Here is a 20,415-nt window from a genome sequence, read left to right as displayed (position 1 = left end):
CAACTAGACTAACAGAAATCCTACTTTTGCGGCACGGCTTTCGTTTAACCGTATAAAAGACGCCATTAACATCATAAATCACGGCTTAACTTGCCTCGCTATCGGTTGTTGCAACGAAATCCAGGTGTCGGTTGCTTGTACCTCTTTGATGACCTGAATTCGATTGATCAGAATATCTTGTAAATCCTCAATTGAGCGCGTCATCAGCTTTGCAAAGATATTGTAGTGACCCGTCGTGTAATGCGCTTCGGTGATAGCGTCGACATGAGCAAGTTTCTCGATTGCTAACGGATAATCGCCTGCTGTCGTTAGTGTTATTCCAATGAAGCAACAGACGTCGTACCCCAGTTTTTGGGGATCAATGGCGAGCCGCGTGCCTTTGATTAAGCCCAGCTTGCGCATTTTCTCAACGCGGACATGAACGGTCGCGGTACTTACTTTTTGAGTTGTCGCCATGGTTGCATAGGACACCCTTGCATCATTGAGTAATGTTTCTAGGATAAATTTATCGAGATTATCTAATTTATAATTTTTCATGTGAATTAGGCTTATTTATTGGATTTAATTTAAATATATCTTTAATTCAATAGAAATTATTTTTTAGTTTAGCATAAATGAATAAATGCTATTGAGTTTTTGCTCTCTTCCATGGTTTTCTGTTTCTACAGTCATCACGCAATTAATCGATTCAGGAGTGCTTTATGTGGGAAGGGTATTTGGCAAAACAACAAAAAATTGACTTCATAAAACGCGAGTTTCTCTCTCGGCTATGTCGGCAGATGCAGTTAGTTAAATGTGAAGGACCATTACTGACAGAGCAGGGAACGGGGTTACAAGACGATCTATCGGGTATCGAACGCCCCGTTGAGGTCAATGTTTCGGCACTGCCAGACAAACAATATCAAGTGGTACACTCGCTCGCTAAGTGGAAACGTCAGCTACTCGCTGATTATCAAGCACCGGTGGGTCAAGGTATTGTAGTAACGATGTCGGCGCTAAGACCGGATGAAGAAACGCTCGATGAAACGCATTCAGTATTTGTTGACCAATGGGACTGGGAAAAAGTGATTGCTGAAGAGCAGCGCAGCATGCAGTACCTTAAACAGCAGGTAAAACTTATCTATGCAGCGCTTACGGCAACAGAGAGCAAATTGCGAGCAATTTACGGGGGGCTGTCTATCCTGCCGCGGCAATTGACCTTTATTAGTAGTGAGACGCTGCGCGCGGAATACCCCGAGCTAACAGCTAAGCAACGAGAAAACAAAATTACTGAAGCGTACGGTGCGGTGTTTGTTTACGGTATTGGCGCACCACTTAGCGATGGTAAAAAGCATGATGAACGCGCGCCTGATTATGATGATTGGAGCACGCAAACTGAACACTTCGGTACAGGCTTGAACGGTGATTTGTTGGTATGGAGCCCTAAGCTACAAAAAGCGATTGAGCTTAGCTCAATGGGCATACGTGTTGATGCAGCGGCGCTTAAAAAGCAACTCGAACTGACCGAACAGACAGATCGCTTAAAACTGGCTTGGCATCAACGTTTAGCTGCGGGTGAACTGCCATTGACCATCGGCGGTGGCATCGGACAGTCTCGAGTGGTGATGCTACTTTTACAAGCGGACCATATTGCACAAGTGCAATGCGGTGTATGGCAACCCGGCATCCAAGAAGCACTTTAATGCGTATGTGAGTGCTGGATTCAAGTGGAGCATTAGGATGAAGGCACTTAATGAAGCTGATATTTCACGCATTATTGAAATGGCGTGGGAAGATCGCACGCCGTTTGAGGCGATCAACGAGACCTACGGTCTGAGTGAAGACCAAGTGATTAAGTTAATGCGCAAACAGCTTAAAAGAACCGCGTTTAACAACTGGCGTGCACGGGTATCGGGTCGAGCGACCAAGCACCGTAAAATTCGAGGTTTCGATTACGGACGAGGCTATTGTCCCACTCAGTACAAGCAGTGATGACCGTGATAGAATAGCGAGCATGCGCGAATATTTTAGAAATGGTCCACCTCATCGCGGTGGCGCGGATGTCAGCTTTGCAGACATCGTTAAACTGTTTGGATTTAACTCGGTACGTATCGGCCGGTGGGTCACTGCGCATGAGCAGCAGGTAGCAGCCAATTTATTTTTCGATGCTTTATGTGACTTACAGGTAATCTTGGGTGTCACTGAGTCAGTGATATCACTACGCGGTAGTTTGTCGATCAATTATGGAATTGGTGGTCGGCTCGGTGCCAGCGCCCATTATATCCCGTCACGGCGGCTATTGGCGCTAGCGAAAAATGCAGGAGGAGGCAGTTTAGCGCACGAGTGGTTTCACGCCTTTGATCACTATATTGCCTCACATCTATTCAGCTCAGCCACGCAACCAGGCCGGTTCGCAAGCAAAGCTTGGCTGCTGAATGAGCCCGTGCGCCCGCACACTCTAAATGAACGGCTTGTGTTGGGGTTTCAGCGATTGTTCCTATCATCAGATGGACAGTCAGCAAGTGCTCTAATGAAACGCTGCATGGCTTTTGATAAGGCTGAAGGAAGTTACTACTTTTCGATGCCGGAAGAGGTCGCGGCACGGTGTTTTGAACGGGTTGTTCAACAGCAGACATTGAAAAACCATTTTCTCGTGGCCGGTACGTTAAAAAGTAAAACTGCTGAGCTCGGACTTTATCCAAAACAAGATGAGGCCAATGCTGTCGCTGAGTGTTGGTTAGACTATTTTCAGTCACTGGGGCAGGCGCTAAAATAGTCACTTGAACACAATCCCATCGCTATCGACGATAAGCAAATTATGCTAACCTGAGCGGCTCATTGAGATGCTACCAAAAGCGAGGCAGTACGGTGCGTATTTTAATTCGTTATTTTTTTAGATTGGTGCGTTTAATCCTCACACCTTTTATGTTGATTATGGAAAAACTAACAACGCCGAAAGGCATTGAGCGCTGCACAGATGCTCAAGCGCGTGTCGAACAAGAATGTAAGCAGTTAAGTTTGTATCAATTTAAAACGTGCCCATTCTGTATTAAGGTTCGGAAGGAGATAGCGCGGTTAAACTTACCCATTGAATTACGCGATGCACAGCACAATGAAACTCATCGCGCCGAGCTTAGCGAGCAGGGTGGACGAGTCAAAGTGCCATGCTTACGCATTACCCAAGAGAGTGGCAACGCACAGTGGATGTACGAATCCGATGATATTATCCACTATTTGCGAGCGCGTTTTGAACACGCTTAATCGTCTCGCCACTCGTTGTAACGTTGCTTTTTAGCTAGACTACGCTCGACGACTAGCATCGTTCCTGCGGTCAACATCACGATAAGACTGACAGTGTAGAGTTTCGGGTGTTGACTCAGGAATGTCTGTGATTCGCTGAACAGGGTGTTAAGCCAATCAGCGACAACAATAATGGCACTAATGAGTGCAATACTGACAGCACTGTAAATGCCCGCAGCCCATAATTTACGGCCTCGAATGCGTGTGTTGTGCGCCACACTCATAGTATTCCAGTCTGATGATTTCATAAGGCCTCCAGCAGAACGCCGCTTTTCCATTACGTATATCAAAATTATAGTTCGACTCATCCGAAGTCACTTGTGACATTCGTTAGATACGCTATACCAAATTGGAATAGTGGGTATCCTGTTTTGAGTAAAATTTCTATTAACAATTACTACGAACAAGATCGTATTTAGGATTGAATATTTTTTAGGGATTGGTCCAATGCAGCGCCACACCTTGTTCTCGGTTAATATGTAAAAAAGCATTTTGATGAAACCGTTGATTGAGCGGATAGGCCGAAGCGAGTGGTAAATCTGCAATCGCAACGCCGTGTTCTACGGGCCAGTCGCATTGAGGGGCGAGCGCGGAAGTGTGGAAAAAGCGTATGCCAAGATGATGTAACTGTTGCGTCAGTTGATCATGTCGTCGGCTAAATGTGGCGCGATCACAGCGTTGACTGCGTGGATGATCAACCGTAATGATCGTCAGTGAATGACAGCGCGTCATGTCTAATATACGCTCAACAAACGCCTGCTTTGATAGGGTCGAGAGCGTATAACGGCGTCCCATGATATCGAGTCGATAAAGGGCCTCCTCATAGACGGTGTTCAGCGAGCTTTTGTTAACCAATGGTGAAACTGTCCTTAACCCACTGGTGTGCTGTATCAAAGTCACCCACCAATGTGCCTAAATTACGTCCTGATCGGTTCAACAGGTTCTCACAAATCAGACGACTGCGTTCTGGTTGCATATGTTGGATAGCGAGCGCCGCCTGCGTTAACAGTGCAATTTCATCAACTAGACGACGTGCATTAAACGGCGATGGCGGGTACTTTTCAAGTTCTTGCTGTAACCGCTCAACTGCTGCGTCATAGCGACTGTATTGACCGCAGCTACGCGCAATAAAACTAAACCAGGTCGACAGTAACTCGGGATCCTTTTCACAGGCGCGCAGTACGTCTAAACATTGAATGTTACCGGAGCCTTCCCAAATCGCATTTATCGGGGCTTCTCGGTAGAGTCTCGGCATGGGGGTATTTTCCATTACGCCCATACCGCCAATGACCTCCATTGCCTCGTAGGTTACCTGAGGTGCTCGTTTACATATCCAATACTTCCCGACAGGAACGAGCAAGCGTGCTAAGCGCTTGGCTTCGATGTCGCTGCTATCGAGCCACTGTGCCACCGTCAGTGTCCAAAGTAGCGCACATTCACTTTCTATCGCCATATCACATAGAAGATTAATCATTAATGGCTGCTCGATGAGCCGTGCGCCAAATGCGCTTCGGTAGTGACAGTGATGCAACGCTTGCACAAGAGACTGCCGTAACAAGGCAGACGAACCAATCATGCAGTCGAACCGTGTCATTGCAACCATGTCAATAATGGTACGCACACCTTTACCTTCGGAACCCAGTAAACGGCCTTCAACATCATTTAATTCAACCTCGCACGACGCGTTCGATTGATTGCCCATTTTTTGTTTGAGCTGTTGAATATGAATGCCATTGCGTGTGCCGTCCTCACGCCAACGAGGTACCGAAAAGCAGCCGAGCCCGTGCTTAGTTTGTGCGAGCATTAAAAACAAATCACTCATAGGTGCCGATAAAAACCACTTGTGGCCGTTCAATATGTAGACTTCACCTTCACCGGCGGCGCCCTGTGGTGTCGCGTAGGTCGTATTGCTACGCACGTCCGAACCACCTTGCTTTTCAGTCATTCCCATACCCACAGTCAAAGCTGACTTTTCATAAAATGGAATGTCGCGTCCATCGTAAAGCGGTTGCAAAAGCTGTTCTTGTAACTGTGGATATAATGGACTTTGCTGGAGTACAGGAATTGCAGCAAACGTCATGGTAATCGGGCATCCATGACCCGCCTCAAGCTGGCTATTTAAATAATAACGAATCGTTCGTTCTACATGGGAGTAGGGTGACACTGAGCGCCAGACACCGTTGTGTAACTTCTGCTCCGCCGCAATTTGCATCAGCTCATGATAACTGGCGTGGTAAGCAATATGATTAATGCGATCACCGTAACGGTCATGGGTAAATAATTCCGGCGGATAATGGTTGGCAGCATAACAACGCTCAATATGTTGCTCGCTACCGAGCAATGACCCTAGCTTAACCCGTTCATCTTGTTCATTGGATTCAGCAAAATATTGAGCGCACTGCTGCAAAAAGCGATCACTTTGATAGACATTATAGTTGATGAGGTAAGGTGGTTGATTCAATGCCATAGTATTCATTGCTCGATGTTAATTTCGATTATTAAATTCCGGACGTGGTCGATCAGCCCCTAGCCAAAGATCCAGAGATTGGCGGAAGTCAGAGTCACTTCGGACCTGCTCAATCACACGGTTCATGTTGCTAATCGCATGCTGCCCCCATTGATTATTACTGCAGCCGACAGCGCCAATTATGACTGCGTCTTTGTTTTCTTTGATAGGAATAAATACGAGCGGTTCAAAATCTGGGTTCGTTTGATCCTCGGTACGTTGGAAGTAGGTCATCAGCATCTTATAATCAAGCGTGTAATCAATTCGCCCTGCGGCAACCATCGCCATCAAGTTCATGTGAGCCCCTTCGCCAGAGACTTCTTGGAAGTGCTCTGACGGTATTAAGTAGTCCTCGATGATGGGTTGTAGTTCACCATAACGTCGCTCAATCGGCTGAGCGAAACGATAGTCGCTCTGCGCTAGGGCAGTAAACGATAATGGCTCACCGAATGCTTTAATAAACCGTTGAGCCTTTGATGCTGTCGTGATGACGCCGTGTGGCGGGTATACATGTGTCGCATCTGAGAAAATAAAGTCTTTGTTGTAATCACTGTCTTTAATTAAGCAGGGGAAACATAGGTGTTGGTTTTTGCGCATTAACATAGTGATTCGGCGCGAGGGCAATTTACGCTTGCTTTGAGACAGCGCCGGCAGTTCGCGTTCAAAGGTATCCACTAAGGTATCGCAAAAACCCGCTTTTTCGTATTCACCTTGCCAAATATGAAAAGGGGGAGACACATTAATGCCCCATATAATATCATCGTGTTGATCAGCAATAGCCCATGTTGATGCACATAACAGAAGTATAAATAAAGATGCTTTTAGCATAGTACCTATCATAAATGGGTTCTCTACGTGTTACAGTCATATCTATCGTCGATTTTTAGTAACAAAAAATCAATATATTTTAAAATGTAAGTTATAGGGGCGAAAATGACAAAGATCGTTTTCAATCACGGCAAAGAAAGTGGTCCTTGGGGGCATAAAATAAAGGCCCTCGCGAAGGTTGCAAAAAGTCGAAATTTTGCTGTGGATAGTATCGATTACCAAGATCAAATGGACCCAGATGATCGTGCGGATCGATTGGCTCGTTACTTAGATGATTATCAAGGAGATCGAGTTATCTTAGTCGGTTCGAGTATGGGGGGATACGTTGCGCTGGCTAATAGTGAGCATGCTAAAGCGATGGGTTGCTTTTTAATGGCACCAGCGCTGTACATGGGAGGCAAAGTCGACTTCGATACATTACGTCCGAACGGTTCTGTCAGTGTGGTCCACGGTTGGCGAGATGATATTGTCGATTGGCAACACAGTGTTAAGTTCTGTCAGCGCATTGCCGCTGAACTGCACTTAATTGACGACGATCATCGGCTCGTTAATCGACTTGATATTGTCGTACGTGACTTTGAGCTGTTTTTGGAGAGCATGACATGACTGGCTTTGTAATCGACCCTCGTTTAGCTAACGACTCTATTTTGCTGGCGCGGGGTCCGCTGTCACAACTCCGTTTAATGAAAGGCGCCGACTGCACTTGGTTTTTGTTAGTGCCTGAAGTTAATGAGATCAGTGAAATAACGCAGTTGTCGGAAAGCGAGCAGTTTAACCTTTGGAAAGAAAGCCAAGCCTTGAGTGAATGGTTGTTACACACTTATCCGCAGTGTAAGTTAAATATCGCCGCTATTGGCAACGTTGTCAGCCAACTGCATGTCCATCATGTTGTTCGTTATCCGGATGACCCGTTTTGGCCAGCGCCGATATGGGGACAAAAAATGGAGCGTCAGCATTCAATCCGAGATATCGAAGCAATCCAAAAAGAATTGAATGCTTGCTCTAAATTTATTTCAGTTGAGGCTGATCGATAACCTTGCAAACAACGTTTGATAGGGCATGAAAAAACATTCAGCACGTTTACATCTCAAGCAGATGACCGAAAAAGCACATCGCGAAGCAGAGCAGTCAGGGTTAATGAAGCCGCTGATGGGAGCGCACGTGTCTAACGAAGACTACCTGCAAGCGCTTAACGGTCTTTACTCATGGCTAGAGCGGTATGAGATGTGCTTACAGACTTGGTTACCCAAGGACAATCAACGGCTTTTTGAATACTACTATCAGCCGCGCAGTGGTCAGATTTTAGCAGATATTCATGCGCTTGGAGGGTTTACGCCACCACCTAATATCCATCATGTTAATGCCGTTTCCATTTATCAGGCGCTTGGTTATGCCTATGTCATTGAAGGGAGCACACAAGGCGGTCGAATGCTCAGTCAACGCCTTAACAAGGTTTTAAATCTTGAGGGCAATGCATTAAGTTATTTTAATTTTTACAGGTATCGCAGCTGGCAACGATTTATTGAGATGTTCGAGCGTTTTTCGTTTACCAATGAGCAACTCAACGAAATGACTTCAGCCGCTGTGAACGCCTTCGCGTCGTTGAATTCGATTGCACAACGCATAGAGCAGCGAGATAGCACAGTAGCAGTGGGTTAATTTAGGGTGGTATGAGTGGCTGATAATACTTCGATTTCCTATGAAGAGGCGATGAAGAACTGTGCCAAAGAGCCGGTGCATGCACCGCAATGTGTGCAGGCAAATGGGATGTTACTGGCAGTTGATATTAAACGGGGCGGTCAGATTATTGCTGTCAGTGACAATAGCGATGCCGTGTTAGGTTGTTCGAGTGACGCCTTAATGGGGTCGTCATTGGCAGAGTGCATGCCGAGTGACTTTCTAACATCATTCAAAGCCGCAGACGAAAAGTTAAAGCAAGGGTCAGACTACGAAATATTTGCGTGGGAAGCGGGTGAACAATCTTTTTTTTCCCGTATTTATTATAGCCAAGCTTGGTTAGTCGTAGAAACTGAGATCGACGTGACTGATCCTGGGTTAAAGCGTTCCTGCTATTTCGACCGAGCGTTACTTGATATTTCGAACACAAATACTACGGAGCAAACGCTGCAAAAGTTATGTCGCTCAATTAGTGAGTTGAGTGGTTATGAGCGCGTGTTGGTTTATCAGTTCGACGATAGCTGGAACGGTCGCGTAATCAGCGAGCACACAACACGCGAAGATATCGAGCAATATATAGGGCTCAGCTTTCCAGCCAGTGACATTCCAAGCCAGGTTCGAGCGTTGTATCACGTTAACCCAATCCGTTATATCGCCGATGTGGATACTGAGGATGCGGTGATTGTGTATGCCGAAGAGCTGGGCTCCATGGCACTTGACCTGTCGCTTGGTACGATCCGAGGTAAGTCACCCATTCATACAGAATATATGAAAAACATGGGCCTACAGCGCTCGATGTCAGTGGCTATTTTTGACCAGAATCAGCTGTGGGGTTTAGTTTCGTGTCACGGCGTATCGGCGCAACCGTTATCTTATTCTACACGGCTTAATATCCACTCTTTGGTCAAGCTCGCCGAACAACGTTTAATGCTACAAAAACAATTTGAAGCCGATCGGTTTTTCGATCGTGTTGAAGAGAGCCGAAAAGCGCTACTCGACCGAAAACGAGAAATTAAGTCGCCGCAGCAACTGCTCGAAGACCAAGGTCATTTCTGGCTAAAACTGTTTGAAGCGGCGGCTGTAGCTTTGATCAGTGCTCAAACACAGCGTGTTATCGGCGAGCATATTGATGTATCGACCTTACACAAGGTACGTGACTGGCTTAATGAAAATCATAGCGTGACAGGAGTATTTAGCGAACGAGACTGTCGATTGTCTGAGATACGGCAGGCCATCCCAGAGTTGCCATATTGTGGCGTGTTAGCAGTGTCGATGCCGATAGATAAGCGAAACCAGGGCTGGTTAGTCTTCTTTAGACCGCAGGAGACTGAAGTTTTTCGGTGGGCGGGTAAGCTTGAAAAAGGAGAGGTACGAGAATACAAAGGTCGCCAAGTGTTGTCGCCTCGTCACTCGTTTGAGCAATGGCAACAGGATGTTGATGGATATGCACCAATCTGGACAGGGATCCAAATTGAAGCGGCCAAAACGCTGGCAGAAGACCTCGCTATTGGTGCGTCCGCTTATCAAATTGAACAGTTAAATCAGGAGCTCACTGAAGCGAATCAACGGTTGGAGCACTTGGTCCATACCGATGCCTTGACGCAAGTCTGGAACCGCTATCACATGGAACAGACACTGGAAGAGGAAGTGAAGCGATGTAAACGTCATGGGCGAGACTTGGCCGTCATTTTACTCGACATCGATCATTTCAAGCGTGTTAATGATGACTACGGTCACGATGTGGGTGACAAAGTGCTTAAGCTGATAAGTGAAGCGATTCATCAATGGCTTCGCAGCAGTGATGTGTTTGGTCGTTGGGGGGGAGAAGAGTTTTTAATCATAGCCCCAGAAACTGATCTTGACAGTGCGAGTCAACTGGCGGAGCGTTTAAGAAGGCGATTATCAAACCTTCAATTTGACAAAGTTGGTCAAGTCACGGCAAGCTTTGGCGTAGCAGAATTATTACCCAGTGAAGACCGTAATAGTTTGGTAAAGCGCGCCGATAACGCGTTATACCAAGTCAAAGAGTCTGGACGAAACAGTGTGGAGGTCTCGCCAGGCAAATAATAAAAGGAATAAAACATGTGGCCTCAACTTGAGTGGTCAACCCGTTCTGAGCTGTTAAACCTTGCCGAACAGGCAGGGGGGATTATCGCTCAATTTGAATCGGTTGAGGTCGACAGTGTAACGGCTCAAACGTGGCTTAACGAAAAGCAGACAGCCAGTATTGAATGTGAAAACCTAAATGCTCACCGCATTAATATCTCCGCGCTTTATGACCATATCGAGCACTGGGACCCGCTAAACGAACAAGCATTAAAAAAAGCACATCGGCAGTTGATGTTGAACTTGAGCATGCGTGCAGGTCAGTACCGCGGTACTTCAGTCGCTATTTATCATCACGGTCGTAATATTTATGCTTCACCACCCGCCACGGGTATCGCACGAACACTCAGCGAATTATTTACTGAACTCAACGCCGACCATTGTCACCCCCTGTATCGCGCTGCACTGTTTTTTAATGTCTTTGAAAGTTGGCAACCGTTTGCCGAAGCGAATGGTTGTATCACACGATTTTGGCTCACCCTATTGATGCGTTCTTGGCACCCACTTTTTCAATGGCTCAATATTGAGCAAAGTTGGCTAGCATCAATCGACGAACTGGCAGAAGCGCGACAAGCCGAACGTAATGAGCGCTCCGAAGCGTATATCCTGTGGCTGACTGGAGTTCTCCGAACGAGCTTGAATGAACTCGCGCAAAAGCTGGCTATCTGCAGTGAGGAAACAGTGGATGAAGTGCAAAAAAGTTCGGATAAGTTTTCGGATATGTGTTCGGTAAAAGGTTCGGAAAAATGGCCGACAGCCCGCAAAGTACTGTTTTTAGTCAATAAAGAACGGGGTATTAGCGCACAACGCATTGCCGAACTGTTGGGTTTGAGTTCGAGGGCCGTAGAGAAGCAATTTGCCCGACTCAAACAACAAGGTAAGCTCGAACGCGTGGGTAGTCCACGAGGCGGTTATTGGCGCGTTATGGTTTCTCCGTCGCAACAGTTATCGTTACCGGAATGCTAAACTGCTGACGTATTTTTTCAGCCAAGGTATGTTGTGCTGGCGCAGAACCGTGCACCAAGCGAACGGCTTGGACGGGAAATTCAGCATTGCCAATAAAAGCGAGTAATTCGTCTTGATCAGCATGGGCGGAGTAGCCGGTTAGCGAATATACCTGAGCATTTACTTTTCTTTTTTGCTGGTTAATCGTCACTACATCACCCGCCGCCGCTCGTTGAATTTGCTCACCTAGCGTCCCTTGTGCTTGGTAACCCACAAACAATATATCCGTGCGAGGATCTTCTATCAGTGCATCAAGATAATTAATAATGCGCCCTCCGGTACACATCCCTGAGCCTGCAATGACAATGACCGGCTCAGCCGTTGATTTGAGACGATTAACCAAAGCGAGATGCAAGCTATGCTCATCCACTGGATGCGCGTGGCTAAAGTCTAACGGATGTCGTCCATGAGCTTGGCGAGACCGGCTGGTTGCATCCCATAGCGCTTCATGATGTTGGTAGATGTCAGTCACTTTGTTCGCCATTGGCGAATCGATAACAATCTCGGGAAAATCGGTGTCCTTTGAACACGCGTGTTGGTGCCAAATTTGTTCAAACTCATAGAGCAGCTCTTGCGTGCGGCCAATGCTAAATGCAGGAATTAAGATGGCGCCGCCATCGACAACAGCACGTTTTATAATCGATTCGAGTTGTTGCGTTCGTTGACTGCGGTCACCATGCGAGCGATCCCCGTAAGTACTCTCTAAAACAAGTAAGTCAGCGCGTTTAAGCGGTGTTGGGTCGTTGATTAGCGGTGAGTTACGGCAGCCTAAGTCGCCGGAAAAGACAACACGTTTATGCAACGGCTTAATATCAAAACAGAGATAAGACGAACCCAGTATGTGTCCTGCCTCTTCGAACGTGATGCTAAGTGAGGGTAGAACATCCACCGTTTGACCATATTCACAAACAACCACATGCCGCGCGAGCAACGCGTTAAATGCCGCGAGTGCGCTTTCGTCGCGAATACCCGCGAGTTGCAGAGAGTCGCCCAGTACCAATTGCATTAATGCAAGTGTGGCGGCCGTACAGTAAATCGGACCACGATAACCCAGCGCGAGCAACTGCGGTAAGCGGCCGACATGATCGAGGTGTGCATGAGTAATAAACACAGCCGCCAAGCTATCGACATCGACATACGGCGTTAAGTCATCCTCTTGCGCGATACCCTGAAATGCGCCGCAGTCGATCATCACCGTTTGTCGAGCGTTTAAATGCCATAAGTGGCACGAGCCTGTTACCTGCCAAGTACCACCTAAATGTGTTAAACGGATTGGCCACTCAATGGATAGTTCATTCACAGTGTTTAGCCTTATTCACTTTTTTTGCATAGTGTAGCTTAGTTTAATTTACTGACACGGAGATATAGCCGACATCGTGTGTAAGCCTGAGTTACTCGCATTGCGCAAACTTAACCAACACAAGTAGAATAGCGGCTTGCTGTTTTTGATGAAAAGGAAGTTAACGTAGTGAGTCAATTATGCAGTCGAGTGGCCATGGTGCGCCCACATCATTTTCGCAGTAATGAGCAAACCGCGGCAGATAATCGTTTTCAGCAGCTCGATGATGCGCGTGTCGAAGCCGCGGTGAGTCGCTATGCACGTGAAGAGTTCGATGCCATGGTGGCGCAGCTTAATCAGCAAGGGGTTCGTGTTGAGGTTTTTGACGATACCACGACCGACACACCGGACTCGGTGTTTCCCAACAATTGGTTTACCAGTCATGCAGATGGCACACTCGTATTGTACCCCATGCACTGCGCTAACCGCCGGTTAGAGCGACGTGTCGACATTATTCAAAGCTTAGAACAGAACTACGTGATCACCCGTACCGTTGACCTGACCGGCTTTGAGTCGCAAGGGTTAAGTCTTGAGGGAACCGGCGCGCTGGTGTTTGATCCACTGAGTCACGATGTTTACGCGGTGCGTTCGCAGCGAATGAGCGATGTCGTGTTAGCAGAGCTAAGTAAGCACATCGATTGTAATCCTGTGGTGATTGACGCGCATGACCGCGAGGGCGTACCTATTTACCACACCAATGTGCTCATGAATGTGGGTGAGCATATCGCCATGTACGCGCCGGAATTAGTTGCGCCGGCGTATCGTGATGACTTGGCACAGCGCTTAGCGTATGGCGATCGATGTGTGATTGAACTCACTGGCTCACAAATAGAATCCTTTGCTGGTAATGCCTTGGAGCTCGTGGGGCGAGAAGGGCCGATATTGGTTTTATCACAAACAGCGGCAAAGGCATTAACCCGGCAACAAAGGGATCAAATTGAGCAAAAAGCGCGTATGCTAATATGCAACCTGCCAACGATAGAGCAGGGCGGAGGCTCCGCGCGCTGTATGATAGCGCAACTACAATGGCAACCAAGATAGGATACTTATGGGCTCAAAGGCGATACCTTATTATTATTTATGTGGCGCGCTCGTCGCGCTAGTGCTGACCTATATACTTCCCACGTGGCCATTAAAAATTGCCTTCGGCTGGACCTGTATCGCCTTAGCGCTAATCGCCTCTGCTTATTGGTTGAATACCGCTCGATTGTTTCGAAAGAAAGCGAACGGACGTATTCCTTGGTACATACGTTGGTCATTAATCCCGTTCCTGATTGGCGTACGCGTTTATAACGCCATCGCACGTCGCCAAGATGATTTACCGGTGTTCCAAAAGGTCGCGGATGGAATCTATGTCGGTAGACGCTTATTCAGCGGCGACCTGAAGGCGATCAAAGACGTGCCGATTAATGCGGTACTCGATGTTACGGCTGAATTTGATGCGCTTGACTGGTCAGCTGAACGCGCCGAGGTGAATTACTTAAACGTTCCGGTGCTTGACCATTTGGCGCCGTCTCACGAACAAATTCATCAAGCTTTGCAGTGGATCCACGAGCAACAACGGCAAGGCCATAATGTCTTAATTCATTGCGCCTTGGGGCGTGGACGTTCAGTGTTTATGGCGGCCGCCTATTTACTGGCGCACAGTAATACGAAAAACATCGATGACGTGATGAAGAAAATCCAAGGTGCGCGTAAAGTTGCGCGATTAAATCATCAACAAAAGAAGGCACTGCAACAGTTTATCGATGAGCACCAAGAGTTGATGATTAAGCGTGCGTACATTGTCGCTAATCCGGTATCCGGTGGCGGTAAATGGAGTGAATATGCACAGCCGCTCAAGGATACGCTCACACCGTATTTCGAGTTAACAGTGATTGAAACGAAAGAAGATAAAAACGGTACCGAATGTGCACGTGAGGCGCTTGAGCAGGGCGCTGAGTTAGTTATTGCTTGTGGCGGCGATGGTACGCTGACTGAAGTGGCACGAGCGCTCATCGGCCATGATTGTAAGTTGGCGATCGTACCCATGGGCACAGCAAATTCCTTGAGCCAGGTGCTATGGGGACTCAGTAGTAAACTGAGCCCAGTGGATGTCGCCTGCGAAACGATTATTGAGGGTCGCTGTCGGCAAATCGACTGTGGCTGGGTCAATGAGCAATTGATGCTTTTATGTGCTGGCGTGGGCTTCGAACAGCAAATGATTGAGCAGGCAGATCGCAGCGCCAAAGATAAGCTAGGTCAGTTAGCGTATATTCAAGGTTTATGGCGCGCACTGAGTGAAGATAAACAACTGCAGTTGCAAGTGACCATTGATGAGGGTGAAACCGAAACGTGGGAAACAGCCAGTTTAATTGTTGCCAATGCGGCACCGATGACAACCTTGTTGGCACAGGGCGATGGTGAGCCCGTGATCGACGATGGCAAACTGGATGTAACGTGGCTCGATTCAGAGCAGGGTGAGAGTTCACCGGTAAAAAGCCTAATCGAGCTCTTGTACGCCAGCATTACCGAAGACCAAGTGGGGATGAATACCCATCACACACGCATAAAGCGTATTCACCTAGCACGCTGTGATGGTGAGCGCTTAGACTATGTCGTCGATGGCGAACCTTACTCAGCGGATGAGTTAGATATCAAGGTTGAAAAGCATGCACTGCAGATCTTGGTGCCTGATCGTATTGATTACTAGATAATCGAACGTGGCGATCGAGCCTAAAGGCCTTGTGATATAACGGTCATAAATCATACGAATAGAGCTGAGCGCGTGAGTTGTGGTATACTGTGTACAAATTAATCAATATTAAGTGAGTTATGATTGATTTCGTAGGCTGGTATAAGCAACCCGAATTAGATGGGGTAAATCCCCGCACCGCACACCGCGCCATTACCGTGGCTAAGTTTCGCGCCAAACTGTATCGCAGGGGCAGTTTTCTGTTGCGTCAGTGCGCCCTGTTGTCCGTTGTGGCGGCACTTTTAATTCTACCGAGTTGGCACCACTCAGTGATAAGCGCGGTGATTATTATTAGTTATCTTGGTTTGGCGAAATGGCTTAACATCCGAGCTTATCGCACCTATGCACTGCCATTATTGCCACAGGCAGTGCAGGATGCCTCCAAGTACTAACAACTTAGGCTATTAACCACAACACGTCGAAATATCGGTTTTTTCGCCCGCTTTGACGGCATGAGCGTCTTTGATAATGCGTAGCGCCGAACGTAGCACAATGATCGCGATGATTGTTGCTATCAACAAGTCTGGCCACGCTTTATTAATGGCGCTTACCAACCACGCAGAAAGAATGACACCGGCATTCATGAGCATATCGTTACGCGAGCAAATCCAACTGGCGCGAATGTTGATATCGCCATTACGTGAGCTGTACAGCAGGGCAAAACAAATAACATTCACCAGTAATGCTAAGCCGGCTATCCATAGCATCATGTTGGCATTGGGTTCGCTGCCCCAAATCAACCGCTGTGCAACATCACCGAGCACCAACAACGCGAGAGCTGTTTGTAATATGCCATTAAAAATAGCCGCATTCGCTTTGTATTTAATTGCCTTACCCACCGCATACAAACTCACCGCATAAACCAGCGTATCGGCAAGCATATCCAATGAGTCAGCAATTAAGCCGCTGGACTCGGCTATCCAACCGGCAATGAACTCAACGAAAAACATCACACCATTGAGCACCAATACGGTCCATAGTAAGCGTTTCTGTGCGCTATCCATTTGCGCTTGTGTATTAGAGACTCCGCCACCGCAGCATGAAGACATTTGAACATCCATTAGCAAAAATTTTGCCGCCATTGTATCAAAAAAGTAGGTTGTAGCAGCGTGGTTTCGCTCTAAATTACCTGATGTGGAATTGATAGAGTAATTAAGCAGGTAAAAGAGAAGAATTGGTCGGCGTGAGAGGATTTGAACCTCCGACCCCTGACACCCCATGACAGTGCGCTACCAGGCTGCGCTACACGCCGACCGAGGACAGCTATGTTACTGATTTATGAGCTAAGTGCAAGGCACAAATGCACTTAGCGCGTCTGTTCGCTGTTATTTTAATCAGTCTCTAGCGCGGCCGCTGAAGCGTTTGAGATCTTTGAGTGCATCAATTAACACAGGAACCGTCGGTTCGGCGCCGTCGAGGCGGCTGAAGTCATCGCGACGATAGATATTATACTGACCGTTGTTATCGAGCACGGTAATCAATTCTTGGTCATAAATAACGATATACGGACTGTAGGTTTCTACTAGAGGCCAGCGCTCACCTCCATTCATCAGGTCTTCACCATTGCTGAAGCTCTGAGTGCCACCAGCACATGACATGACGCGAGATAGGGCGGTTGGCATGAGATCCATCAACCCGCCAATACTTTGTTGTGGTAGTGCGAAATCTTTTTCCCACAGAGTGACACGCATATTTTCAGGTTTAAACTGTTGCTGTCCGAGCAGACCCTCAGTGTTACTGGGCGCTAGGCTCGAGAGCAGTACACGTTGTTGGCCTAAGCTTCCGAGTATTGCGGGTAAGCGGTTGATATCCTTATGGCTCAGCAGCACAACGTTGACCTGGTTCTCGTTGCGTGGATAAAAACTACTCAGCGGCTCTGCGTTCCAGTCGGTTTTAAACTGAGTAAGCCCGAGTTCTTGTGGCCAATTAGGCGATGTATGCCAGCTCACATCGATGCCAAAGTCCGCTAATGGTTTTAGGTAAGCCGGTGATATGTTTTGATTCTCGATGGTCTCTTGATAAAAGTCGGGGAGACCATAAAGCAGTTGGAACAACCCGCCTTCACGACTCGGGTGTGCCAGTAACTGGATATCCACTTGAGTCAGGCCGTTGTCGTTGGCTGCTTCACCGACACGTTGTGACTGTTCGGCATTCAAACGATCAAATACAACCAGTGTAATGCCCTGGGTTTGCGACGTTTTTGAGCACAGCAACGTATTGTGCGGGTAGCGTAAGCGAATATTTTCTGCCGACATCAGCTTTTGTTGCTGCGCCTGATAATTTTCCACTTCGATAAAGCCATGCTTCGACATCAGCGTTTTCGCTGTCGTCGGGTACGAGAGCGGGAATGTATCATCTTGCTGTGTTATCGGGTCATAGAGCTCAGCATCCGCCCAAACGTGAATACTGTGGCTAGCAAAAAAGCACAATACAAATACCGTGGTGGCCGGTGCGCCGAGGCGACGATGTTGGAGTTCAGAAAGGTGCTTCCACGTGTAGTTAGCAAGCAGCAGTTCAAAGCCTAACAGAATAAGAAAGCCCAACATGATCATTAAAATGATGACAAAACTTGCGCCGGTAAATGCGGCCTCGGCATCTTTCGCCATTTGTGCAAGTGAATAGGCGTTTAGATGATAGCCGTAGTGGCGGAAAAACAGTGCATCAAAGATAAGTGCGACGATGCCAAGGGAGCTAATGAGTGCCGCAATACTGCGTAATACCTTGGAGTAGGGAATAAGCAAGCAGAACGGAAATATCAGTATGATAAAGAACACGAACGGCAGAAATGCGAAGTGCCCGATCCAGTTCACAATGAGATAAACGGTACTGATGAACGTGGTCGGCGACGGCGTTGAATCAATATAGATAATGCCGATAAGGAGACACAAAATAATGTTGGCGAAGGTAAACCAATGACCCCAACTTATAAGTCGTGCAATTTTATCGCGACGTTGGTTCTTTCCCATTCTGTGTCTATCCCGTGCTACAATCTGCCAAATAGTCTAACACAGCGATTTTGCAAGGATAGTCCTAGTTATGCAACTGGCCATTGAAAATAGCATTATTCACCAGTTTTACAGCCATGATGACCAAATTGGTTTGCGTCTCGCGCCAGAACCTTTATCTGATGATGAGCAACTGCACGAGTTACTCGAGGAGCTGACCACGGTTTATACCAGTAAACCAGCTAAAGGCTACGCTAGCTTCTTAACAGAGGCCGACGAGGCGGAAGAAGTCAGTGATTTCCCAGTACTGCTTAAACAGTGGCAAGCACAAGAGCTAGAATTTGTTGAGTTAAGCCAGCAGGCGGCTAAGCTCTTGTTAGAGCAACTGCAGAACTATCAAATGCTTGAAGCGGGCTTTTTATTAGTGACGCGGTATCAACACCTAAGCACTGATTATCTGTTAGTGGCGTTTTTACCAGTAAAAGTAGGCGTGACGATTAACCCTAACTTAGCTGTTGACCGGTCATCACAATTAGACATTAGTAAGGTACAACTGGCAGCGCGGATTGATCTGACTGAATGGCAAACCGATCCCGAGAGCCAACGTTATATTTCTTTTATTAAGGGTCGCGCTGGACGCAAGGTATCTGACTTTTTCTTGGATTTCTTGGGCTGTACTGAACGGCTCGATGCTAAGTCGCAAACTAAACGTTTGGTGGATGCAGTAACAGAGTTTGGTAAGCAAGCAGAACTGCCACCGGAGCAACGCCAATCGCTTAATGCGGTGGCTTATGAATATTGCGACCAACAATGGAAGCAGGGTGAAGACGTCAAGGTCAAAGACTTGTCAGAGCATTTCTCTCAAGCACAGCCGACCGAACGTAGCTTTGAAGAGTTTACGCAAGCGCTCTCACAAGAGGATAAACCTGCACTGGATGAGTCCTTTCCTACGGATCGGTCTACGCTACGAAAATTGGTTAAATTTCAAGGCCAAGGTGGCGGCGTGAGTGTGGCATTTGATCATACGCAGCTGGGCGAGCGTATAGAGTATGATCCGGAGACAGATAAACTAACGATTCATGGCACGCCTCCTAATTTGCGCGACCAATTGCGTCGTTACTTTGGTATTGACTCTTAAGGGGTATTGATTCTTAAGAGGCTAGAATTGCAAAACGCCGCATTGCGGCGTTTTGCAAGTAGGCTTCTTATTGTTTGTCCGCGTGAGGAACAATGTTTGAGGCATGCAGTCCTTTTGGACCTTCCTCGAGTTCAAACTCTACGGTTTGACCGGCTTTTAATGTGCGATAGCCTTCCATATCGATTGTTGAGTAATGAGCGAAAATGTCACCCTCGCGGTCCTCACTCTCAATAAAGCCAAAACCTTTGGAGTTATTGAACCATTTGACTTTTCCGGTTGCCATACATCTACTTCCTTCTTCTATCGAAAAGAATTTTGTTATTATTAGACTTGGTTGTCGTAAGTGTGGTTGAAAATTTCATCATCCAACACCATGTTTTACTCTAGGACACAGAGTATAATAGTCAAGTAGATGTGATGAAAAAATCGACATTTTTGTTAAAAAAATAAACAAAAATTGTCCAGCGAGATTAGACAAATCAGCTATAGTGATAATAGGTTGTTAATTCATGAGCCAGTTTGATCATCAACACGTATATGATGTTGAGGAAGAAAGTAAACACGAACTGAAACCACCCTCGATGTATAAGGTCATATTGAATAATGATGACTATACACCGATGGACTTTGTAATAGAGGTGCTGATAAGGTTTTTTCGTATGAATAACGAAAGAGCCACAGACACCATGTTGCAGGTGCACTATAAAGGGAAAGCGGTGTGTGGGGTTTACTCAGCAGAGATAGCTGAGACAAAAGTGGTGCAGGTCAATCAGTACGCTCGTGAAAACCAGCACCCGTTGCTCTGTACCATGGAGCATGAGTAAGATTCGAGCACAGCCGTAGTACGGTAAGGAGAGT

At 47.0% G+C, this 20,415-nt stretch carries 23 protein-coding genes and 1 tRNA gene; 14 read left to right on the top strand and 10 right to left on the bottom strand.

Annotated elements, in window-relative coordinates; all coding sequences use genetic code 11:
* Nucleotides 1-78: 78 nt before the first annotated feature.
* The gene (locus AC3AP5_RS06250; RefSeq protein WP_487327262.1) at nt 79-537 is read right to left on the bottom strand and encodes an Lrp/AsnC ligand binding domain-containing protein; all 459 of its coding nucleotides are present in this window, start codon (nt 535-537) and stop codon (nt 79-81) included.
* Between the two features lie 164 nt (nt 538-701).
* On the opposite strand from AC3AP5_RS06250, the gene asnA reads away from it, so the two are divergent.
* The 4 genes from asnA to AC3AP5_RS06230 all read left to right on the top strand — a co-directional run bounded on the left by asnA (nt 702) and on the right by AC3AP5_RS06230 (nt 3,240).
* A complete protein-coding gene (gene asnA / locus AC3AP5_RS06245) occupies nt 702-1,682 on the top strand; it encodes an aspartate--ammonia ligase (RefSeq protein WP_487327261.1) in 981 nt (326 codons plus the stop codon).
* 37 nt (nt 1,683-1,719) lie between these two features.
* On the top strand, nt 1,720-1,971 hold the full coding sequence (locus AC3AP5_RS06240) for a TIGR03643 family protein (protein ID WP_006955979.1): 252 nt from the start codon (nt 1,720-1,722) through the stop codon (nt 1,969-1,971).
* Nucleotides 1,972-1,993: 22 nt separating this feature from the next.
* Nucleotides 1,994-2,755, top strand: a complete 762-nt coding sequence (locus AC3AP5_RS06235; RefSeq protein ID WP_006955978.1) for a CLCA_X family protein — start codon at nt 1,994-1,996, stop codon at nt 2,753-2,755.
* A gap of 149 nt (nt 2,756-2,904) precedes the next feature.
* On the top strand, nt 2,905-3,240 hold the full coding sequence (locus AC3AP5_RS06230) for a glutathione S-transferase N-terminal domain-containing protein (protein ID WP_487327301.1): 336 nt from the start codon (nt 2,905-2,907) through the stop codon (nt 3,238-3,240).
* Here AC3AP5_RS06230 and AC3AP5_RS06225 read toward each other — a convergent pair.
* The 4 genes from AC3AP5_RS06225 to AC3AP5_RS06210 all read right to left on the bottom strand — a co-directional run bounded on the left by AC3AP5_RS06225 (nt 3,237) and on the right by AC3AP5_RS06210 (nt 6,613).
* Nucleotides 3,237-3,527, bottom strand: a complete 291-nt coding sequence (locus AC3AP5_RS06225; protein ID WP_487327260.1) for a hypothetical protein — start codon at nt 3,525-3,527, stop codon at nt 3,237-3,239. The two genes, AC3AP5_RS06230 and AC3AP5_RS06225, sit on opposite strands and share 4 nt — an antisense overlap.
* 184 nt (nt 3,528-3,711) lie before the next feature.
* Entirely contained in the window at nt 3,712-4,134 is a 423-nt protein-coding gene (locus AC3AP5_RS06220) for a DUF3293 domain-containing protein (RefSeq protein ID WP_487327259.1), read from the bottom strand.
* Nucleotides 4,127-5,746 (bottom strand): acyl-CoA dehydrogenase family protein, encoded by a 1,620-nt coding sequence (locus tag AC3AP5_RS06215; RefSeq protein ID WP_487327258.1) that lies wholly within the window; start codon nt 5,744-5,746, stop codon nt 4,127-4,129. Before AC3AP5_RS06215 ends, AC3AP5_RS06220 begins: the two co-directional genes overlap by 8 nt.
* A gap of 18 nt (nt 5,747-5,764) precedes the next feature.
* Entirely contained in the window at nt 5,765-6,613 is an 849-nt protein-coding gene (locus AC3AP5_RS06210) for a hypothetical protein (protein WP_286681839.1), read from the bottom strand.
* 105 nt (nt 6,614-6,718) lie between these two features.
* On the opposite strand from AC3AP5_RS06210, the gene AC3AP5_RS06205 reads away from it, so the two are divergent.
* The 5 genes from AC3AP5_RS06205 to AC3AP5_RS06185 are packed head-to-tail and all read left to right on the top strand — an operon-like array spanning nt 6,719 to nt 11,362.
* Nucleotides 6,719-7,219, top strand: a complete 501-nt coding sequence (locus AC3AP5_RS06205) for a YqiA/YcfP family alpha/beta fold hydrolase (RefSeq protein ID WP_487327257.1) — start codon at nt 6,719-6,721, stop codon at nt 7,217-7,219.
* Nucleotides 7,216-7,647: an HIT domain-containing protein gene (locus AC3AP5_RS06200; RefSeq protein WP_487327256.1), complete on the top strand. Its 432-nt coding sequence runs from the start codon at nt 7,216-7,218 to the stop codon at nt 7,645-7,647. The genes AC3AP5_RS06205 and AC3AP5_RS06200 overlap by 4 nt, the downstream gene beginning before the upstream one ends.
* Before the next feature lie 25 nt (nt 7,648-7,672).
* Nucleotides 7,673-8,272, top strand: a complete 600-nt coding sequence (locus tag AC3AP5_RS06195; RefSeq protein WP_286681842.1) for a biliverdin-producing heme oxygenase — start codon at nt 7,673-7,675, stop codon at nt 8,270-8,272.
* A 15-nt stretch (nt 8,273-8,287) separates the two neighbouring features.
* Nucleotides 8,288-10,357: a sensor domain-containing diguanylate cyclase gene (locus AC3AP5_RS06190; protein WP_487327255.1), complete on the top strand. Its 2,070-nt coding sequence runs from the start codon at nt 8,288-8,290 to the stop codon at nt 10,355-10,357.
* A 15-nt stretch (nt 10,358-10,372) separates the two neighbouring features.
* Entirely contained in the window at nt 10,373-11,362 is a 990-nt protein-coding gene (locus AC3AP5_RS06185; RefSeq protein WP_287830545.1) for a Fic family protein, read from the top strand.
* Here AC3AP5_RS06185 and AC3AP5_RS06180 read toward each other — a convergent pair.
* Nucleotides 11,319-12,701, bottom strand: coding sequence for an MBL fold metallo-hydrolase RNA specificity domain-containing protein (locus AC3AP5_RS06180; protein WP_487327254.1), 1,383 nt, complete (start codon nt 12,699-12,701; stop codon nt 11,319-11,321). The two genes, AC3AP5_RS06185 and AC3AP5_RS06180, sit on opposite strands and share 44 nt — an antisense overlap.
* Nucleotides 12,702-12,869: 168 nt before the next feature.
* Here AC3AP5_RS06180 and ctlX point away from each other — a divergent pair, with 168 nt between their 5' ends.
* From ctlX to AC3AP5_RS06165, 3 genes are all read left to right on the top strand, one after another.
* Nucleotides 12,870-13,781, top strand: a complete 912-nt coding sequence (gene ctlX / locus AC3AP5_RS06175) for a citrulline utilization hydrolase CtlX (RefSeq protein ID WP_487327253.1) — start codon at nt 12,870-12,872, stop codon at nt 13,779-13,781.
* A 7-nt stretch (nt 13,782-13,788) separates the two neighbouring features.
* On the top strand, nt 13,789-15,432 hold the full coding sequence (locus AC3AP5_RS06170; protein ID WP_487327252.1) for a diacylglycerol kinase family protein: 1,644 nt from the start codon (nt 13,789-13,791) through the stop codon (nt 15,430-15,432).
* Between the two features lie 122 nt (nt 15,433-15,554).
* A complete protein-coding gene (locus AC3AP5_RS06165; RefSeq protein WP_071463771.1) occupies nt 15,555-15,866 on the top strand; it encodes a hypothetical protein in 312 nt (103 codons plus the stop codon).
* Between the two features lie 12 nt (nt 15,867-15,878).
* Here the strand turns inward: AC3AP5_RS06165 and AC3AP5_RS06160 are convergent, their stop codons facing one another.
* From AC3AP5_RS06160 to AC3AP5_RS06150, 3 genes are all read right to left on the bottom strand, one after another.
* Nucleotides 15,879-16,523, bottom strand: a complete 645-nt coding sequence (locus AC3AP5_RS06160) for a cation efflux transmembrane domain-containing protein (protein ID WP_487327300.1) — start codon at nt 16,521-16,523, stop codon at nt 15,879-15,881.
* A gap of 126 nt (nt 16,524-16,649) precedes the next feature.
* A tRNA-Pro gene (locus AC3AP5_RS06155) sits at nt 16,650-16,726 on the bottom strand.
* 82 nt (nt 16,727-16,808) lie between these two features.
* Nucleotides 16,809-18,440, bottom strand: coding sequence for a DUF3413 domain-containing protein (locus AC3AP5_RS06150; RefSeq protein ID WP_487327251.1), 1,632 nt, complete (start codon nt 18,438-18,440; stop codon nt 16,809-16,811).
* Nucleotides 18,441-18,510: 70 nt separating this feature from the next.
* Between AC3AP5_RS06150 and yejK the strand changes: the two genes are divergently transcribed.
* Entirely contained in the window at nt 18,511-19,557 is a 1,047-nt protein-coding gene (gene yejK, locus AC3AP5_RS06145; protein ID WP_286681850.1) for a nucleoid-associated protein YejK, read from the top strand.
* Between the two features lie 67 nt (nt 19,558-19,624).
* Here the strand turns inward: yejK and cspD are convergent, their stop codons facing one another.
* Entirely contained in the window at nt 19,625-19,840 is a 216-nt protein-coding gene (gene cspD, locus AC3AP5_RS06140; RefSeq protein ID WP_071463775.1) for a cold shock domain-containing protein CspD, read from the bottom strand.
* A gap of 226 nt (nt 19,841-20,066) precedes the next feature.
* Here cspD and clpS point away from each other — a divergent pair, with 226 nt between their 5' ends.
* Complete coding sequence (gene clpS / locus AC3AP5_RS06135; RefSeq protein WP_006955959.1) at nt 20,067-20,381, top strand: ATP-dependent Clp protease adapter ClpS; 315 nt, start codon at nt 20,067-20,069, stop codon at nt 20,379-20,381.
* Nucleotides 20,382-20,415 lie beyond the last annotated feature (34 nt).

The organism is Idiomarina sp. D18 (assembly GCF_057748155.1).
Note: the sequence above shows the minus strand (reverse complement) of the source record. Positions and strands in the feature narration are given on the sequence as shown.

Bases quoted from the DNA above. Each gene is read 5' to 3' on its own strand.
- AC3AP5_RS06250 (WP_487327262.1), bottom strand. From the start codon at position 537: ATGAAAAATTATAAATTAGATAATCTCGATAAATTTATCCTAGAAACA.
- asnA (WP_487327261.1), top strand. From the start codon at position 702: ATGTGGGAAGGGTATTTGGCAAAACAACAAAAAATTGACTTCATAAAA.
- AC3AP5_RS06240 (WP_006955979.1), top strand. From the start codon at position 1,720: ATGAAGGCACTTAATGAAGCTGATATTTCACGCATTATTGAAATGGCG.
- AC3AP5_RS06235 (WP_006955978.1), top strand. From the start codon at position 1,994: ATGCGCGAATATTTTAGAAATGGTCCACCTCATCGCGGTGGCGCGGAT.
- AC3AP5_RS06230 (WP_487327301.1), top strand. From the start codon at position 2,905: ATGTTGATTATGGAAAAACTAACAACGCCGAAAGGCATTGAGCGCTGC.
- AC3AP5_RS06225 (WP_487327260.1), bottom strand. From the start codon at position 3,527: ATGAAATCATCAGACTGGAATACTATGAGTGTGGCGCACAACACACGC.
- AC3AP5_RS06215 (WP_487327258.1), bottom strand. From the start codon at position 5,746: ATGGCATTGAATCAACCACCTTACCTCATCAACTATAATGTCTATCAA.
- AC3AP5_RS06210 (WP_286681839.1), bottom strand. From the start codon at position 6,613: ATGCTAAAAGCATCTTTATTTATACTTCTGTTATGTGCATCAACATGG.
- AC3AP5_RS06205 (WP_487327257.1), top strand. From the start codon at position 6,719: ATGACAAAGATCGTTTTCAATCACGGCAAAGAAAGTGGTCCTTGGGGG.
- AC3AP5_RS06200 (WP_487327256.1), top strand. From the start codon at position 7,216: ATGACTGGCTTTGTAATCGACCCTCGTTTAGCTAACGACTCTATTTTG.
- AC3AP5_RS06195 (WP_286681842.1), top strand. From the start codon at position 7,673: ATGAAAAAACATTCAGCACGTTTACATCTCAAGCAGATGACCGAAAAA.
- AC3AP5_RS06185 (WP_287830545.1), top strand. From the start codon at position 10,373: ATGTGGCCTCAACTTGAGTGGTCAACCCGTTCTGAGCTGTTAAACCTT.
- AC3AP5_RS06170 (WP_487327252.1), top strand. From the start codon at position 13,789: ATGGGCTCAAAGGCGATACCTTATTATTATTTATGTGGCGCGCTCGTC.
- AC3AP5_RS06165 (WP_071463771.1), top strand. From the start codon at position 15,555: ATGATTGATTTCGTAGGCTGGTATAAGCAACCCGAATTAGATGGGGTA.
- AC3AP5_RS06160 (WP_487327300.1), bottom strand. From the start codon at position 16,523: ATGTCTTCATGCTGCGGTGGCGGAGTCTCTAATACACAAGCGCAAATG.
- AC3AP5_RS06150 (WP_487327251.1), bottom strand. From the start codon at position 18,440: ATGGGAAAGAACCAACGTCGCGATAAAATTGCACGACTTATAAGTTGG.
- yejK (WP_286681850.1), top strand. From the start codon at position 18,511: ATGCAACTGGCCATTGAAAATAGCATTATTCACCAGTTTTACAGCCAT.
- cspD (WP_071463775.1), bottom strand. From the start codon at position 19,840: ATGGCAACCGGAAAAGTCAAATGGTTCAATAACTCCAAAGGTTTTGGC.
- clpS (WP_006955959.1), top strand. From the start codon at position 20,067: ATGAGCCAGTTTGATCATCAACACGTATATGATGTTGAGGAAGAAAGT.